Below are 14,909 nucleotides of genomic sequence, written 5' to 3'. Positions count from 1 at the left end.
GCGCTCACGCTTTTCAGTTGCGGCCGGCACCGCCCGCCTGGCCGCCGGCCCGGCCGGCGCCCTGGGCGCCGCCCATGGCGCCGTTGCCGCCCGTGCTGCCGCTCATGCCGCCGCGCTCCGCGCCGCCGGTCCGGCCGCCCTCGGCGCCGGACTTCATGCCGCCCTGCTGGCCGCCGCGATCCGACGCGTTGCGGATGCCGTCCTGCTGGCCGCCGCGCATGTCGCTGTTGCGCACGCCGTCGTTCTTGCCCTCCTGACGGGACGCCTTGTCCATCCCGCGATCCTGGCCGCGGTCGTTGCGGTCCGTCCGGCCGTCGTTGCGGCCCTCGTTGCGCGACGCGTTGCGGATGCCGTCCCGCTCGCCGCGATTGTCGAAGCGCGCCCCGGCGCGCTGCTCGGAGCGGAAGCTCGCGCTGACCGCGCCGCCGCCGCTGAGGCGCCGGTACTCGGCCGACCCGTAGCGCACCCGCTGGCCGCGGATCGTCACATAGCGGTCCTCCTGGACCGAGACGAGGCGGCGGTACTCGGGCGAGCCGTAGAGCACCCGCTGGCCCCGGATCACGACGTAGCGCGCGCGCGGGCCGGTCTCGCGGACGCTGACCAGGCGGCGGTACTCGGGCGAGCCGTAGAGCACCCGCTGGCCGCGGATCACGACGTAGCGCGCGCGCGGGCCGCGGTTCTCGGTGACGACGAGGCGGCGATACTCCGGCGAGCCGTACACGACCCGGCGGCCGCCGATGAACACGTAGCGGCCCTCGCGGCGGAAGCCGCCCTCGACCCGCTCGGACCGGACATCCGTCCGGCTCACGTCCGCCCGGCCGCGGAAGTCGGTGCGGTCGGCGCGACGGTCACCGCGGCGGTCGCCGCGATCGGCACGCGCGCCGTCGCGATCCCCGCGCTCGTCGCGGTCGGCGCGATCGCCGCGGCGGTCGCCCCGCTCGGCGCCGGCCCTGTCCTGAGCCGTGCGATCCTGGGCCATGCGATCCTGGCCCGTGCGGGCCTCGCCGCCGGCCTCGCGGCCCTGCGCGGACCGACCCGCCTCGGCGCCGGAGCGGTCGGACGCCGCCTGGCGACCGCCCTGCATGCCGCTCTGCATGCCGCCGCGGTCGCCGCCACCGGCCTTCATGCCGGACTCGGCGCCACCCTGACCGCCGCGACCGCCCATCCCGGCGCCGCGATCGGCGCCACCCTGCTGGGCATAGGCCGAGGTGCTGATCAGCAGCGCGGCCAATCCGATCGACAATTTCCGCATGGCGTACCCTCCAATGTTGAATCTGCCACGCAACGTCAAAGGTCGCGAAACGGTTCAGCCTGGAGGGCTCAAAAATTTACGCAACGAATACCGATCTTCGTGCGTTTCGCGCGGAAAAGCTTGGCCGTAGACGCGGGCATGCTGGTCCGCAGGCCCGCTGTCCTGCGCTCTACTGGCTCGGCTGTCCGGCGATCTCGGCCTCGACCTCCTGGGGATCGAGGTCGTAGCGCCGGGAGCAGAACTCGCAGGTGATGACGATGCGCCCGTCATCCGCCACCATGTCGTGCCGTTCCTGCGGCGAGAACGAGCGGATCATGCCCATCACGCGCTCCCGCGAGCAGCGGCATGTCTCCTGGACCGGCTGACGGTCGAACACCCGCACGCCGCGCTCGTGGAACAGCCGGTAAAGCAGCCGCTCGCTGGACACGTGCGGATCGACCAGCTCGTGGTCCTCGATGGTCGCGACCAGCGAGCGGGCCTCGACCCAGGCATCGTCCTCCGGCGCCTCCCCCGAGAGATGCGCGTGGCCCTCCGGGATGTCGCCCGGGGGCAGGTCGGCGAGGCGCGCCCGGTCCACCGACTGGGGCAGGAACTGCACGAGCAGGCCGCCGGCCCGCCAGCGCCCGGCCCCCTCCTCCACGGCCTCGGCCACGGCGAGGCGCACCTGCGTGGGGATCTGCTCCGACTGGCGGAAATACTGGTGCGCGGCCTCCTCCAGGCTCTGGCCCTCGAGGGCGACGACGCCCTGGTAGCGGCTCGCGGCGGTGCCCTGGTCGATGGTCATGGCGAGATGGCCGGTGCCGATCAGCTCGGCATCCTTGAGCGGCCCGGCGCCGAGGGCGGCGACCCGCTCCGGCTCGAACCGCGCGGTGGCGCGCAGCCGGTCCGGGGCCTCGAAATCGACCACGATCATCGCGACCGGACCGTCGGTCTTGGTCTGGAGCTGGAACCGGCCCTCGAACTTGAGCGAGGAGCCGAGCAGCACCGTCAGCGCCGCCGCCTCGCCGAGGAGGCGCGCCACCGGGTCCGGGTAGCCGTGGCGGCGCAGGATCGTGTCCACGGCGGGACCGAGCCGGACGACGCGCCCGCGCACGTCCAGCGCCTCGACGGCGAAGGGCAGCACGGCGTCGTCCGCGCCGGCGTGGCCGTTGCCGGCATTCTCGGCCCGCGGCTGGGATGGCGACTGGGGGTGCGACTGCGTTCCTGAGGTCATGCCCTCTCCGATCGATGCGTCCGGCCTCTCGTGCCGGCAGAGCGTGGATCCGTCCTCCCGGGGGCCGGGCGGCGTGAGGCGATGACCTTGGCGGAGCGATCGGATCCCTCACCCCGTCCAGCCCGGAGCGGGAGCGGCGGCGCAGCGCGCCCCGTTCGTCGCCGGGATGCCGCCTTCCGGCGGCCGCGATGGGGAGACGGACGGCACGGGCCGCCCGCTCACGCCTATATGGTGCCCCGACCCCGCGAGCGCGAGGCCGGACGTGGCGACCGCGGGCTCAGAGCCCGCTGGCGCCCAGGCACCAGGCCAGGATGCCCTTCTGCGCGTGCAGGCGGTTCTCGGCCTCGTCGAACACCACGGAGCGCGGGCCGTCCATCACCTCGGCCGTCACCTCCTCGCCGCGGTGGGCCGGGAGGCAGTGCATGAAGATCGCGTCCGGGTTCGCCGCCGCCATCAGCGCGTCGTTGACCTGATAGGGGCTCAGCAGGTTGTGCCGATGCGCCTCGTCGTCGTCGCCCATCGACACCCAGCAATCGGTGACCACCGCATCGACGCCGTCCACGGCCGCGAAGGCGTCGGTGGTGACGTGGACGTCGGCACCCTCCTGCTGCGCCCAGGCGAGGAGCGCCGGCGGCGGCGCGAGTTCCGGCGGGCTCGCGATGTTCAGGGTGAAGTCGAACCGGGCGGCGGCGTGGACCCAGCTCGCCAGCACGTTGTTCGCATCGCCCGACCACGCGACCTTGCGGCCCCGGATCGGCCCGCGATGCTCCTCGAAGGTCAGCACGTCGGCCATGATCTGGCACGGGTGCGAGACCTTGGTCAGCGCGTTGATCACCGGGACGGTGGCGTACTCGGCCAGCTCCAGCATCTGACCGTGGTCGAGGATGCGGATCATGATCGCGTCGACGAAGCGCGAGAGCACCTGCGCGGTGTCGCCGATGGTCTCGCCGCGGCCGAGCTGCATCTCGGAGCCGGTGAGCATCAGGGTCTCGCCGCCGAGCTCGCGCATCGCCACGTCGAAGGAGACGCGGGTGCGGGTCGAGGGCCGGTCGAACACCATGGCGAGGGTCTTGCCGGTGAGCGGGCGCTCGGCGGCCAGCTCGCCCTTGCGGCGGCGCGCCTTGATGGCGGCGCTGGCATCGAGGACCCGGCGCAGCTCCGCCCCGGAGAAATCCTTGAGATCGAGGAAATGACGAGGGCCGGCACCGTTCAGGTGCCTGGCCGGGGCGTGTGCCCGGCCGTCAATCTGGGCTTTCATCGCGTCACAATACTAGAGTCTGCTCAACGATCACCTGATCATGAACCGCACTCTACCTCCTGGCAGGGGCATCTCCGTCACGCGCGGCGGGATCGACCGCGCCCGGAAATGCTTCGGGCCGCCCTCCGGGATCCGGAGGGCGGTGTTCTCAAACGCGCGGATCGATCCTACTCGGCCGCGCCGCGCACGGCCTCGAAGCCGGACGCCGCCGCGTCCAGGCGGCGAACCGCCTCGTCGATCTCGGCCTCGCCGATGGTCAGCGGCGGCAGCAGGCGGACGATGTTGTCGCCCGCCGGAATCACCAGCAGATGCGCGTCCCGCGCGGCGGCGGCGAAGTCGGTGTTCGGCACGCCGAGCTTGAGGCCGAGCATCAGCCCCTCGCCGCGGATCTCCTGGATGACGTGCGGGTGGCGGTCGCGCAGGGCCGCGAGCTTCTGCTTGAGCAGCAGGCCGGACCGGGCGACGCGCGCGAGGAAGCCCTCCTCCAGCACCACGTCCAGCACGGCGTTGCCCACCGCCATGGCGAGCGGGTTGCCGCCGAAGGTGGTCCCGTGCGTGCCGGCGGTCATGCCGCGGGCGGCCTCGCGGGTCGCGAGGCAGGCGCCGAGCGGGAAGCCGCCGCCGATGCCCTTGGCGACGCTCATGATGTCCGGGGTGATGCCGGACCATTCGTGCGCGAACAGCCGGCCCGTGCGGCCGACGCCGGTCTGGACCTCGTCCATGATCAGCAGGAGGCCGTTGGCGTCGCAGATCTCGCGCAGCCGGCGCAGGTCCGCGTGGGGGATCTCCCGAACGCCGCCCTCGCCCTGGATCGGCTCGATCATCAGCGCCGCCGTCTCCGGCCCGATCGCCGCCTCGAGCGCCGCCCAGTCGCCGGCCGGGACCTGGTCGAAGCCCTCGACCTTCGGACCGAAGCCCTCGATGTACTTCTGCTGGCCGCCGGCCGCGAGCGTCGCCAGCGTCCGCCCGTGGAAGGCGCCCGCGAAGGTGACGATCCGGTAGCGCTCCGGCTGCCCACCGGCCGCGTGGTACTTGCGGGCGATCTTGATCGCCGCCTCGTTCGCCTCCGCGCCCGAGTTGCAGAAGAACACCACGTCCGCGAAGGTCGCGTCGACGAGGCGTTGCCCGAGGCGCTCGCCGCCCGGAATCTGGAACAGGTTCGAGGTGTGCCAGATCTTGCTCGCCTGCGCGGTCAGCGCGCCGACGAGGTGCGGGTGCGCGTGGCCGAGGCCGTTCACCGCGATGCCGGCGCCGAAGTCGAGGTATCGCTCCCCACCCTCCGTCACGAGCCAGGCGCCCTCGCCGCGCTCGAAGGCGAGCGGCGCGCGGACGTAGGTCGGCAGAAGGGCTGACGTCACGGGTCCCATCTCCGTTTCACGCAGGATCCCGGAGCGAGCGTTGAGCCGGCTCCAAATGAAAGTGCCGCCTCAGTCCTGGGCGGCACGCGCGCGATTACTATGAAAGAGCCGCCGCCTGTCAACGTTTCAGTGCCCGGCGGACCCGCCGGGCAGCCCTGCACGCGGCACCGATAGGGCTGATCTCGACGGTCAAGCGGCGGCGGTCTCGCCCCGGGCCGACGGAGAATCGAAGGTCTGCGGAACCGGCCCTTGCGCCGCGGGGGGCGGCCGTGCTCCTGCTCCCGCGGATTCGCAGGAACCAGGGAGAACCCGATGAGCTCGATCAAGGAACGCCTGGCGGCGCTGGGCCTGACCCTGCCGAGGGCGGCGGCGCCGGTCGCCAACTACGTGCCGTTCGTGCGCACCGGCAACTTGGTGGTGATCTCCGGCCAGGTCTGCTTCGGCGCGGACGGCGCCATCGCGGCCGAGCACAAGGGCAAGGTCGGCGGCGGCGTCTCGGCCGAGGCCGGCAAGGCGGCCGCCCGCCTGTGCGCCCTCAACGTCCTCGCCCAGCTCGAGGCCGCGGTGGGCGACCTCGACCGCGCGGTGGTCCAATGCGTCCGGCTCGGCGGCTTCATCAACGCGGCGCCGGGCTTCTCGGCCGTGGCCGGCGTGATGAACGGCGCCTCCGACCTGATGGTCGAGCTGCTCGGCGACCGCGGGCGCCACGCCCGCTCCACCGTCGGCGTGGCCGAGCTGCCCCTCGACGCCGCCGTCGAGGTCGAGGCGATGTTCGAGGTCCGCTGACGGTGGCCGCCCCCGACTGGCTCACCGCGCGGCCGATCGCCCATCGCGGCCTGCACGACCGCGCGGCGGGCCGGCCGGAGAACACGCTGGCGGCGGCCCGGGCGGCGGTCGCGGGCGGCTTCGCCATCGAGTGCGACGTCCAGCTGAGCGCCGACGGCGAGGCGATGGTCTTCCACGACGCCGCCCTCGGGCGCCTGACGGGGACGGGCGCGGCTCTGGCCGACCGGTCGGCCGCCGAACTCGGGACGCTCGCCGTCGCCGGGTCCGCGGAGACGATCCCGACGCTGCCGGCCTTCCTGGCGGCGGTGGCCGGGGCGGTGCCGGTGGTGATCGAGGTGAAGTCCCGCTACGACGGCGACCTGCGGCTCGCGACCCGCACCGCCGAGATCGCCGCGGCCTGCGCCGGGCCGGTGGCGCTGAAATCCTTCGACCCGCAGGTGGTCGCGGCCCTGCGCGACCTCTGCCCCGCCACGATCCCGCGGGGCATCGTGGCGGAGACGACGCAGGACGATCCGGTCTACGCGGCCCTGACGCCCTCGCTCCGCCGGTCGCTCTCCGACCTGCTGCACCTCGCCGAGACGCGGCCCGACTTCCTGTCCTGGCGGGTGGACGACCTGCCCTGCGCGCCGACCTACCTCTGCCGGCTGCTCGGTCAGATCCCCGTCATGACCTGGACGGTCCGGACCGCGGAGCAACGCGCCCGCGCGGCCGCGCACGCGGATCAGATGGTGTTCGAGGGGTTCGTCCCGTAAATTTTCCTACGCCCTGTCCGATTCCGTCCGACCAAGATCGCCATGACCGTTACGAGTGACGCGCGCGCGCGGTTCGCGCGGCTCTGCCGGGGCCTCGCCCTCGCCGCGACCCTGCTCTCCCCGGCACCCGCTGCGGCGGCCGACCCGTGCGAGGGCACGACCCAGGCGGATCTCAACGCCTGCGCGGGCGCCGATTACCGGGCCGCCGACACCGCGCTGAACGCCGTCTACGGGCAGCTGACGAAGAAGATCGGCCCGAAGACGAAGGACGCCCTGCGGGGCGCCCAGAAGGCCTGGCTGTCGTACCGGGACGCGACCTGCTTCCTCGAGACCCTGGGCCTCGACGGGGGCTCGGCCTACGCGATGGCGTACAACGGCTGCCTGAAGGGGCTGACCGACGCGCGGATCAAGGTCCTGAAGGGATACCTCGACTGCAAGGCGGACGACGTGTCCTGCGTCGGCCGCCTCGGCGAGTGAGCGCGCGCCGCGACCGCGACGTCCGGTTCGGGCGTCCGGCGCGACGACGGGTCCGGGCCGCGGCGGGTGACGTCGGCGGCCGTCTGACAACGCTGCCGCGGGTGCCGTGCGCATCCGCCCGCTTGCTCCCGGCCGGTCACGGGCTAGACTCCGGCCCATGAAGCAAGCACCCGGGCCGACGCCGGAGACCGCCGCACTGACCGTGCGAGCGCTTCCCGGATTGAAGGAGATCGGCGCGGCGGAATGGGATGCCTGCGCCTTCTCGTCCGAGACCCTGGCGGCGGGCGACGAGACCCACAACCCCTTCCTGTCGTACGCCTTCCTGTCGGCGCTGGAGGATTCGGGCTGCGTCTCGCGCAGGACCGGCTGGCTGCCGCTCCACGTCTCCGTCGAGCGCGACGGCGCGCGCCTCGGCGTGGCGCCCTGCTACCTGAAATCGCACAGCCAGGGCGAGTACGTCTTCGACCACGGCTGGGCCGACGCCTACGAGCGGGCCGGCGGCGCCTACTACCCCAAGCTCCAGGTCAGCGTGCCGTTCACGCCGGTGACCGGGCCGCGCTTCCTGATCGCCCCGGGGGCCGATCCCGACGAGGCCACGGCCGGCCTCGTCGCGGGCCTGCGGGCGCTGCGGGGCGAGACCAAGGCCTCCTCGATCCACGTCACCTTCATGCGCGAGGCGGAGTGGGAGCGGGCCGGCGCGGCCGGCTTCCTGCAGCGCACCGACCAGCAGTTCCACTGGCAGAACGACGGCTACGCGACGTTCGACGATTTCCTGTCCGCCCTCGCCTCGCGCAAGCGCAAGACCATCCGCAAGGAGCGCCGCGACGCCCTGGCGCCCGGCATCACGGTGGAGCACCTGACCGGCGCGGACATCACCGAGGCCCACTGGGACGCGTTCTACGCCTTCTACATGGACACGGGCTCCCGGAAATGGGGCCGGCCGTACCTCAACCGCCGGTTCTTCTCGCTCCTGTCCGAGCGCATGGCCGACCGGGTGCTGCTCGTGATGGCCAAGCGCGGCGACGCCTACATCGCCGGGGCCATCAACCTGATCGGCGACACGGCGCTCTACGGGCGCAACTGGGGCTGCATCGAGGACCACCCCTTCCTGCATTTCGAGGTCTGCTACTACCAGGCGATCGATTTCGCGATCGCCCGCGGCCTGAAGCGCGTGGAGGCGGGTGCCCAGGGCGAGCACAAGCTCGCCCGCGGCTACCGGCCGGTGCTGATGCACTCCGCCCACGACATCGCCGACCCGGCGCTGCGCCGCGCGGTGGCCGATTACTTGCAGCGGGAGCGCGCCCACGTCGCCGAGGCGGTCGACGTCCTCGACACGCTGACGCCGTTCCGGCGCGCGGACCAGGGCGGCGCCCGCGAGGGCGCGACGCCGTCCGGATCCCCGTCCCCCAACACGTCCCCCCCCGAGAGTGCCGAGTCATGAGCCCGATCGACCGCATCAAGACCTACGCCGACGAGTTGACGGCCCTGCGCCGCGACCTGCACGCCCATCCGGAACTCGGCTTCGAGGAGGTGCGCACCGCCGGCATCGTGGCCGATCTCCTCGAGAAATTCGGCTGCGAGGTGCATCGCGGCGTCGGCGGCACCGGGGTGGTGGGCCTGCTCAAGGGCCGCACCGACAACGGCAAGCGCATCGGCCTGCGCGCCGACATGGACGCCCTGCCCATCGAAGAGGAGACCAACCTCCCCTACCGCTCGACCTACGCGGGCAAGATGCACGCCTGCGGCCATGACGGGCACACCACGATGCTAGTCGGCGCGGCGCGCTACCTCGCCGAGACCCGCGATTTCGACGGCACCGCGGTGTTCGTGTTCCAGCCGGCCGAGGAGGGCCGCGGCGGCGCCCGGGCCATGCTGAAGGACGGCCTGTTCGAGCGCTTCCCCTGCGACGAGATCTACGGGCTGCACAACCAGCCCGGCGGCGGCCACGGCATGATCAAGCTGCGGCCGGGACCGATCATGGCGGCGGCGGACTTCTTCGACATCCACATCCGCGGCAAGGGCATCCACGCCGCCCAGCCGCACCGGGGCGTCGACCCGATCATCATCGCCACCGGCCTCGCCCAGGCCCTCCAGTCGATCGTGTCGCGCAACGCCGATCCGCTGAAGTCCATCGTCCTGTCGATCACCCGGATCGAGGCGGGCTCCGCCTACAACGTGATCCCGGAGACGGCCCATCTCGCCGGCACGATCCGCACCTTCGACAAGGAGATCCGGGCGCTGGCCGGCACCCGCATGCGTGAGCTGGCGGCGGGCTTCGGCGCGGCCTACGGCGCCGAGGTCACCGTCGACCTGCAGGACGTGTTCTCCGTCCTGGAGAACGCCCCCGAGCAGGCGGCCGCCGCCACGGAGGTCGCCACCGAGCTCCTGGGCGCCGACAAGGTCGAATCGAACGTCGTGCCCAAGATGGGCAGCGAGGACTTCGCCGACATGACCATGGCGGTCCCCGGCGCCTATGTCTGGCTCGGCGCCAATCCGGGCCCCGGCCTGCACAATGCCGGCTACAACTTCGACGACTCGATCATCCCGATCGGCAGCGCCTTCCTGGCGCGGATGGTGGAGCGCCGCACCGCGGCCTGAGGCCGGGCCGTCGCCGCCGTCCGAAACTTTCCGGATGGCGGGCGATGTCGCCGCGCGCGCCCGGTCGGCCGTCGACAGCGCGGCCGATCGGTGCGAATCCTGACGGAACTCGCCCGCGCGCCGACGCGGGCCGCGACGGGAGGGCGCCATGTCACCGGAGATGCGGGAATCGCGCGCGGCGCTCATCCTGCTCGCCGCCTCGGTCGGCGCGGTCCTGATTTTCGGCGCCTTCACGCTGCTCACCCAGCTCGGCTGAGGCGCGACCGCGATTACAACCTGAACGGGTTGGTTCCGGGTCATATCGACCCGGTGCGGCCGCCCGAAGAACGGGATTCCGCTATCCGCGCAGGGCAATGCCGGCGATGCGTGGCGGACCATCGAGTTGAGTTAACTGCTCATTAATTCCATCAGCGGTTGTATGTCTCCGACGAAGGCGGGCATGGTGCGCGCTGCAACCGGAGTTCGCCCATGATTGCCGATGCAATCCAGGGCCCCCGCCCCCGGCCGGTCGATCTCTCGGCCGCCCTCGACGCCTCCGGGATCATCGGCACGTGGTCGTGGTCGCCGCGCGCCGAGCGCTGCGTCCTCGACGCCGGCGCCGCCGAGGTGCTGGCCGGCGATCCCGGACTGGCCGGACGCCCCCTCCCGCTCTCGGTCGCCAAGGCCTGCGTCCATCCCGAGGATCGGCCGGCCGTGGTGCGGCAGTTCAAGGCGGTGCGCGAGCGCGGCGGCCTGTTCGTGGCCGAGTACCGGACGCTGTCGCCCTCGGGTCAGGTCCGCCGGATCCTCGACCGCGGCCGGATCCCGACGGGCGCGTCGAGTCGGCGCCTCGGGCACGGCGTCATCATCGACGTGACCGACGAGCCGTCGGCGGCGCACGCGGCTGCGCACGCGGCGGCCGAGCCCGCGGACTCGCTCGCGCGGGCGGTGGACCGCGCCCTCGAATGCCGCGACGCCCTCGAGGGCGTGGCGGATTCCGAGCTTCAACTCCTCATCGACATGCTGCTGCTGCACCTCGGCCGGCGCATTGCCAAGGCCTCCGCGACCGGCGCGCGCCGCGGCGGCCACTGAGCGGGGCTGCCGCGTCCCGCCGGACCGTCCGGCCCGGCTCACTGCACCAGCACGGCCTGGTTGCAGAGGGTGCCGTCGACGTCGAGATCGGCGTAGCCCAGACGCAGGCCGAGGCTGCGCAGGACGGTGTCGAGCACGAGGTCGATCCCCGGGGTCACGGTGCCCAGCGTCGTCGTCAGGGCCGACTGGAGCAGCGGCGGCACGCCGAGGCCGTCGATGTTCAGCACGAGGTTGCGCAGCAGGCTGCCGGTGAGCGACTGGGTCAGGTTGCCCGAGGCGACCGTGCGCACGGTGTGGTTGGCGATGTCGGCGTCCGAGAACACGAGGGTCTGCGACGCGGTGCCGAGCGTCGCGTGGGCCCGCCCGGAGACGTTGATCAGCGGCAGGGCGATCAGGGAGGCCGGCTGCGACAGGTCGGGGCCCGCGCTGCCCCCCGTGATCGCGGCGCGCGGGATCTGGGCGACGGCCAGCGTCGCCAGTCCGGTCTGCGCGTCGAGGGTGACCTTGCGTCCTCCGGACCCGGCGCAGCTGAGCGACCGCAGGGTCGCCTGCGCCGGTGCGACTTCCGCGTAGACCGGCAGGGAGAGCGTCCCGAGCCCGAGCGGCGCCGTGACGGTGGTCTCGATCAGCAGCCGGGTCTGCGCCGTCTGAACGGTGGCGTTCTGGCTGCCCGGCCGGACCCAGCCCGAGCTGCGCTTGCGCTCGCCGATCGCCAGGGTCAGCCGGGTCGAGAGCAGTCCCGGCACGGTGGCTCCGAGATCGACCGCCACCTGGTTCTGGCCGTTCGCCAGGGAGGCGGCGGCGCCCAGGAGGTTCAGCACGTTGAGGGAGGGGCCGGCGAAGCCCCGGGGCGGCGCCAGCGCGGCGGCGTCGCCGAGCCCGTCCACTTGACCGATCGCGACGAGGTTTCCGGCGTTCGGCAGGGCGTTGAGGATCCCCGACAGGGCCGACGCCGCGCTGCCATTGTCCGACGCGGCGGCCCGGATCGCCATCAGCAGCTGACCGACGCTGGCATTCGCCTGGACGATGTCGGTGTAGTTCGCGGCCTGCATGTTGAGGCTCGCCCCGAGCGAGTCCAGGACGCGCAGCCCGTCGACGCGGGCGCTGGCCAGGGCATCGTAGTCGCTGACGCTGAGCGACAGCCTGGCCCCGAGCAAGGCACCGAGCAGGGCGTTGGCGATGCCGCCCTCGAGCCTCAGGGTGCCGGATCCGATCGTGAAGGCCGCGAATTGCGCGCTCGCGGCGGTGCCGGTCACCCGCAGCGGCACCGCCGCGGGCAGGCCGATCGCCCGGCCGAAGGTCACCGGGACCGAGGTCGAGAGGCCGACCCGCACCGCGTTCGCGGGGCTTCCGCCGGCGCTGAACCGGCCGCCCGGAGCGACGCCCCTGGTGCTGGCGTCGTAGCTGCCGGGCGCGACCGTGGCGGTCGCGGCACCGTAGCCGTTGTCGCTGAGCGACCGGCGCGCGACCGTGTCGGCTTGGCTCGGATCGACGGCCGCCAGCATGGCGGCGATGTCCGCCGCCCCTTGCGCCTTGCGCCGCGCCTGGAAGACCAGCCCGAGATCGATCCCGACCGCGCCCGCCCCCATCAGCATGGCGCTGCCGAGCGCCACCAGGATCGCGACGTTGCCGCCGCGCGCGGCCCCGAAGCGCAGCAGGCGCCCGCCCGGGCCGGTCACAGGCCGCCCTTTCGGACGCTGACGCTGCTGCGCAGCACCGTCGGGAGCATCGGCAGCAGGCGCGCGAAGACGTTGATGCCGAGCGTCGAGGCGTCGAGGGTGACGGTGACCGTGTACACCGTCGCGTCGCTGGGATCCGGCCCGACCTGCACGACGACGCTGCCCGGCCGGAACATCGCGCCGGCGCTCAGGCTCCGGTTCACCATGGTCTGGGCGAGGTTCGCGCGCTCGGCATCGGTGACGCCCGCCACGGAGGCGCGGGCCGCCTCGGCGGCGATCTGGCGGAGGTTGTGGGCGGCCCCGAGGCAGATCCCGAACACCGCGATCCCGGCGAAGAGCAGGAACAGCACGGGCGCCACCAGGGCGAACTCCACCGCGGAACTGCCGCGCCGGCAGGTCCAACCGCTCGGCGCGCTCCGCCGGCGCAAGCGCCGCATGCCCATCGCATCGCCCTCCGCGACTCGCGCAGCACGACCACTGCACGGCCCATCGTGACGGCGATGTTCTAACTAATGGTTGTTTTGATACTAGATTGTACAACCAAAGCGAGCACAACACGCCGCGGCCGCGTCTCGCGCGGCCTGCCCGTTGCCGCTGCGCATCGTCGCGGTCTCAGATCGCCCGCGGCGGCCGCAGCAGGCCGATCCCGGCGGGGTCGAAGGACGCGCTCTTGATGATGGCGTGGACCTCGCGTCCCGGCGCGAGGCCGAGGTCGCGGACGGCCGCGCCGGTCACGCGCGCCACGAGACGGGCGCCGTTGCAGTCGATCTCCACCGCCGTCTCGGCACCCGCGGCCGTCAGGCCGCAGATCCGGCCGGCCAGCACGTTGCGCGCGCTGAGGCCGCGGGGAGGCTCGGTGGCGACGAGCACGTCCCGCGCGGGGATGCGCACCCGCAGCCGCGTCCCGGCCGGGCGCGACAGGCCCGGCACCAGCAGGCGCCCGGCGGTGCCGGTCAGGCGCGTGAGCCCCGTGGCGGCGTCGAAGGCCTCGACGACCATGTCGAGGAGCGCGCCGGCCTCGGCCTCGTGGATCGGCACGAGATCGGCGCGGCGCAGGATCGTCTCCGCGGGGCCGGCGGCGGCCACCCGCCCGGATTCCAGCACGATCACCGTGGTGGCGAGCCGGGCGACCTCGGAGACCGCGTGGCTGACATAGATGACCGGCACGCCGGCCTCGTCGCGCAGGCGCTCGATGTAGGGGAGGATCTCGGCCTTGCGGGCCTCGTCCAGGGCCGCGAGGGGCTCGTCCATCAGCAGGAGGCGCGGCTTGGCCAGGAGCGCCCGCCCGATCGCCACCCGCTGGCGCTCGCCGCCCGAGAGGCCCGCGGGCCGCCGGTCGAGGAGATGGTCGATGCCGAGCAGGCCCGTCACCGCCGAGAAGGCCGCCGGGTCGGCGCGGCGCCGCGCGAAGACCCGGCCGTAGCCGAGATTGGTCCGGACGCTGAGATGCGGGAACAGCCGGGCGTCCTGGAACACCACGCCGACCTGCCGCCGGTGCGGCGGCAGGATGAGGCCGGCCGCGGTGTCGACCCACGGGGTGCCGCCGACCACGATCCGGCCCCGGTCCGGCCGCGCGAGGCCGGCGATCAGGTCGATCAGCGTGGTCTTCCCCGAGCCCGAGCGCCCGAACAGGGCGGTCAGCCCCGGCCCGGCCTCGAAGGCGGCCGCGAGCGCGAAGGCGCCGCGCCGGAGCTGGACGTCGACCTGGATGCTCACGCGGACAGACTCGCGTAACAGGAGCCCCGGCGCGTCCCGGCGCCGGCCCGGACTTGCCCGCGATGATCACGGTCCACCACCTCGAGAACAGCCGCTCGCAGCGCGTGCTCTGGCTGCTGGAGGAACTGGAGCTGCCCTACCGCGTGATCCGCTACGCCCGCGATCCGCGGACCCTGCGCGCGCCCCCCGAACTCCTGGCTGTCCACCCGCTGGGCAAGGCGCCGGTGATCACCGACGGCGGGACGGTGGTCGCCGAGACCGGCGCGATCGTCGCCTACCTGACGGATCTCGCCGGCGCGCGGCTGGTGCCCGGACCCGGGACGGAGGAGCGGCGGCGCTACGTCTACTGGTCGCATTACGCCGAGGGCTCGGCGATGCCGCCGCTGCTGCTGAAGCTCGTCTTCGGGCGGCTGGCGCCGGGTAGCCCCTGGCCGCTGCGGCCCCTCGTCCGCCGGATCGCCGACACGGTGCTGCGGGGCTTCGTCGATCCGGACCTGCGCCGCCACGCGGCCTTCTGGGAGGCGGAGCTCGCCGGCCGACCCTATTTCTGCGGCGCCGACTTCACCGCGGCCGACATCCTGATGAGCTTCCCGCTGGAGGCCTTCGCGGCGCGCGGCACGGGCGCGGGCCCGCGCGTCGCGGACTGGCTCGCGCGCATCCACGCCCGGCCGGCCTACCGGCGGGCGCTGCAGCAGGGCGGTCCCTACGCGTATGCCTGAGCGGGCGTCCCGCCCCGGATCGGTCGCCAT

General features: G+C 73.2%; 14 protein-coding genes. 7 read left to right on the top strand and 7 right to left on the bottom strand.

Translation table 11 applies throughout. From position 1 onward, the window contains the following. Positions 1–13: 13 nt before the first annotated feature. The 4 genes from ME121_RS16655 to ME121_RS16640 all read right to left on the bottom strand — a co-directional run bounded on the left by ME121_RS16655 (position 14) and on the right by ME121_RS16640 (position 5,081). Positions 14–1,252 (bottom strand): hypothetical protein, encoded by a 1,239-nt coding sequence (locus ME121_RS16655; protein ID WP_059409217.1) that lies wholly within the window; start codon positions 1,250–1,252, stop codon positions 14–16. Between the two features lie 169 nt (positions 1,253–1,421). Further along, positions 1,422–2,465: an Hsp33 family molecular chaperone gene (locus tag ME121_RS16650; RefSeq protein ID WP_024830040.1), complete on the bottom strand. Its 1,044-nt coding sequence runs from the start codon at positions 2,463–2,465 to the stop codon at positions 1,422–1,424. A 277-nt stretch (positions 2,466–2,742) separates the two neighbouring features. Further along, complete coding sequence (gene argF, locus ME121_RS16645; RefSeq protein WP_012319285.1) at positions 2,743–3,723, bottom strand: ornithine carbamoyltransferase; 981 nt, start codon at positions 3,721–3,723, stop codon at positions 2,743–2,745. 167 nt (positions 3,724–3,890) lie between these two features. Continuing rightward, positions 3,891–5,081, bottom strand: coding sequence for an aspartate aminotransferase family protein (locus ME121_RS16640; protein WP_053620795.1), 1,191 nt, complete (start codon positions 5,079–5,081; stop codon positions 3,891–3,893). 312 nt (positions 5,082–5,393) lie between these two features. Between ME121_RS16640 and ME121_RS16635 the strand changes: the two genes are divergently transcribed. The 6 genes from ME121_RS16635 (at position 5,394) to ME121_RS16610 (ending at position 10,765) form a co-directional block, all read left to right on the top strand. Beyond that, on the top strand, positions 5,394–5,867 hold the full coding sequence (locus ME121_RS16635; protein ID WP_012319287.1) for a RidA family protein: 474 nt from the start codon (positions 5,394–5,396) through the stop codon (positions 5,865–5,867). Between the two features lie 2 nt (positions 5,868–5,869). Continuing rightward, entirely contained in the window at positions 5,870–6,619 is a 750-nt protein-coding gene (locus ME121_RS16630; RefSeq protein ID WP_012319288.1) for a glycerophosphodiester phosphodiesterase family protein, read from the top strand. A 42-nt stretch (positions 6,620–6,661) separates the two neighbouring features. Next, positions 6,662–7,096 (top strand): lysozyme inhibitor LprI family protein, encoded by a 435-nt coding sequence (locus tag ME121_RS16625; protein WP_012319289.1) that lies wholly within the window; start codon positions 6,662–6,664, stop codon positions 7,094–7,096. Between the two features lie 157 nt (positions 7,097–7,253). Beyond that, positions 7,254–8,537 carry a GNAT family N-acetyltransferase gene (locus ME121_RS16620; RefSeq protein WP_012319290.1) on the top strand — a complete coding sequence of 428 codons (1,284 nt, stop codon included), beginning with the start codon at positions 7,254–7,256 and terminating at the stop codon, positions 8,535–8,537. Further along, the gene (locus tag ME121_RS16615) at positions 8,534–9,694 is read left to right on the top strand and encodes a M20 aminoacylase family protein (RefSeq protein ID WP_012319291.1); all 1,161 of its coding nucleotides are present in this window, start codon (positions 8,534–8,536) and stop codon (positions 9,692–9,694) included. Before ME121_RS16620 ends, ME121_RS16615 begins: the two co-directional genes overlap by 4 nt. Before the next feature lie 468 nt (positions 9,695–10,162). Continuing rightward, positions 10,163–10,765 (top strand): PAS domain-containing protein, encoded by a 603-nt coding sequence (locus ME121_RS16610; protein ID WP_059409215.1) that lies wholly within the window; start codon positions 10,163–10,165, stop codon positions 10,763–10,765. A 38-nt stretch (positions 10,766–10,803) separates the two neighbouring features. Here the strand turns inward: ME121_RS16610 and ME121_RS16605 are convergent, their stop codons facing one another. The 3 genes from ME121_RS16605 to modC form a co-directional block, all read right to left on the bottom strand. Next, on the bottom strand, positions 10,804–12,444 hold the full coding sequence (locus ME121_RS16605; protein WP_059409214.1) for a TadG family pilus assembly protein: 1,641 nt from the start codon (positions 12,442–12,444) through the stop codon (positions 10,804–10,806). After that, the gene (locus ME121_RS16600; protein WP_244413241.1) at positions 12,441–12,881 is read right to left on the bottom strand and encodes a TadE/TadG family type IV pilus assembly protein; all 441 of its coding nucleotides are present in this window, start codon (positions 12,879–12,881) and stop codon (positions 12,441–12,443) included. The genes ME121_RS16605 and ME121_RS16600 overlap by 4 nt, the downstream gene beginning before the upstream one ends. A gap of 175 nt (positions 12,882–13,056) precedes the next feature. Next, a complete protein-coding gene (gene modC / locus ME121_RS16595; RefSeq protein WP_024830034.1) occupies positions 13,057–14,160 on the bottom strand; it encodes a molybdenum ABC transporter ATP-binding protein in 1,104 nt (367 codons plus the stop codon). A 62-nt stretch (positions 14,161–14,222) separates the two neighbouring features. Here modC and ME121_RS16590 point away from each other — a divergent pair, with 62 nt between their 5' ends. Continuing rightward, positions 14,223–14,879 carry a glutathione S-transferase gene (locus ME121_RS16590; protein ID WP_043073738.1) on the top strand — a complete coding sequence of 219 codons (657 nt, stop codon included), beginning with the start codon at positions 14,223–14,225 and terminating at the stop codon, positions 14,877–14,879. Positions 14,880–14,909 lie beyond the last annotated feature (30 nt).

It is taken from the genome of Methylobacterium sp. ME121 (assembly GCF_000974725.1).
GTDB lineage: Bacteria > Pseudomonadota > Alphaproteobacteria > Rhizobiales > Beijerinckiaceae > Methylobacterium > Methylobacterium radiotolerans.
Note: the sequence above shows the minus strand (reverse complement) of the source record. Positions and strands in the feature narration are given on the sequence as shown.

Bases quoted from the DNA above. Each gene is read 5' to 3' on its own strand.
- ME121_RS16655 (WP_059409217.1), bottom strand. From the start codon at position 1,252: ATGCGGAAATTGTCGATCGGATTGGCCGCGCTGCTGATCAGCACCTCG.
- ME121_RS16650 (WP_024830040.1), bottom strand. From the start codon at position 2,465: ATGACCTCAGGAACGCAGTCGCACCCCCAGTCGCCATCCCAGCCGCGG.
- argF (WP_012319285.1), bottom strand. From the start codon at position 3,723: ATGAAAGCCCAGATTGACGGCCGGGCACACGCCCCGGCCAGGCACCTG.
- ME121_RS16635 (WP_012319287.1), top strand. From the start codon at position 5,394: ATGAGCTCGATCAAGGAACGCCTGGCGGCGCTGGGCCTGACCCTGCCG.
- ME121_RS16625 (WP_012319289.1), top strand. From the start codon at position 6,662: ATGACCGTTACGAGTGACGCGCGCGCGCGGTTCGCGCGGCTCTGCCGG.
- ME121_RS16620 (WP_012319290.1), top strand. From the start codon at position 7,254: ATGAAGCAAGCACCCGGGCCGACGCCGGAGACCGCCGCACTGACCGTG.
- ME121_RS16615 (WP_012319291.1), top strand. From the start codon at position 8,534: ATGAGCCCGATCGACCGCATCAAGACCTACGCCGACGAGTTGACGGCC.
- ME121_RS16610 (WP_059409215.1), top strand. From the start codon at position 10,163: ATGATTGCCGATGCAATCCAGGGCCCCCGCCCCCGGCCGGTCGATCTC.
- ME121_RS16600 (WP_244413241.1), bottom strand. From the start codon at position 12,881: ATGCGGCGCTTGCGCCGGCGGAGCGCGCCGAGCGGTTGGACCTGCCGG.
- ME121_RS16590 (WP_043073738.1), top strand. From the start codon at position 14,223: ATGATCACGGTCCACCACCTCGAGAACAGCCGCTCGCAGCGCGTGCTC.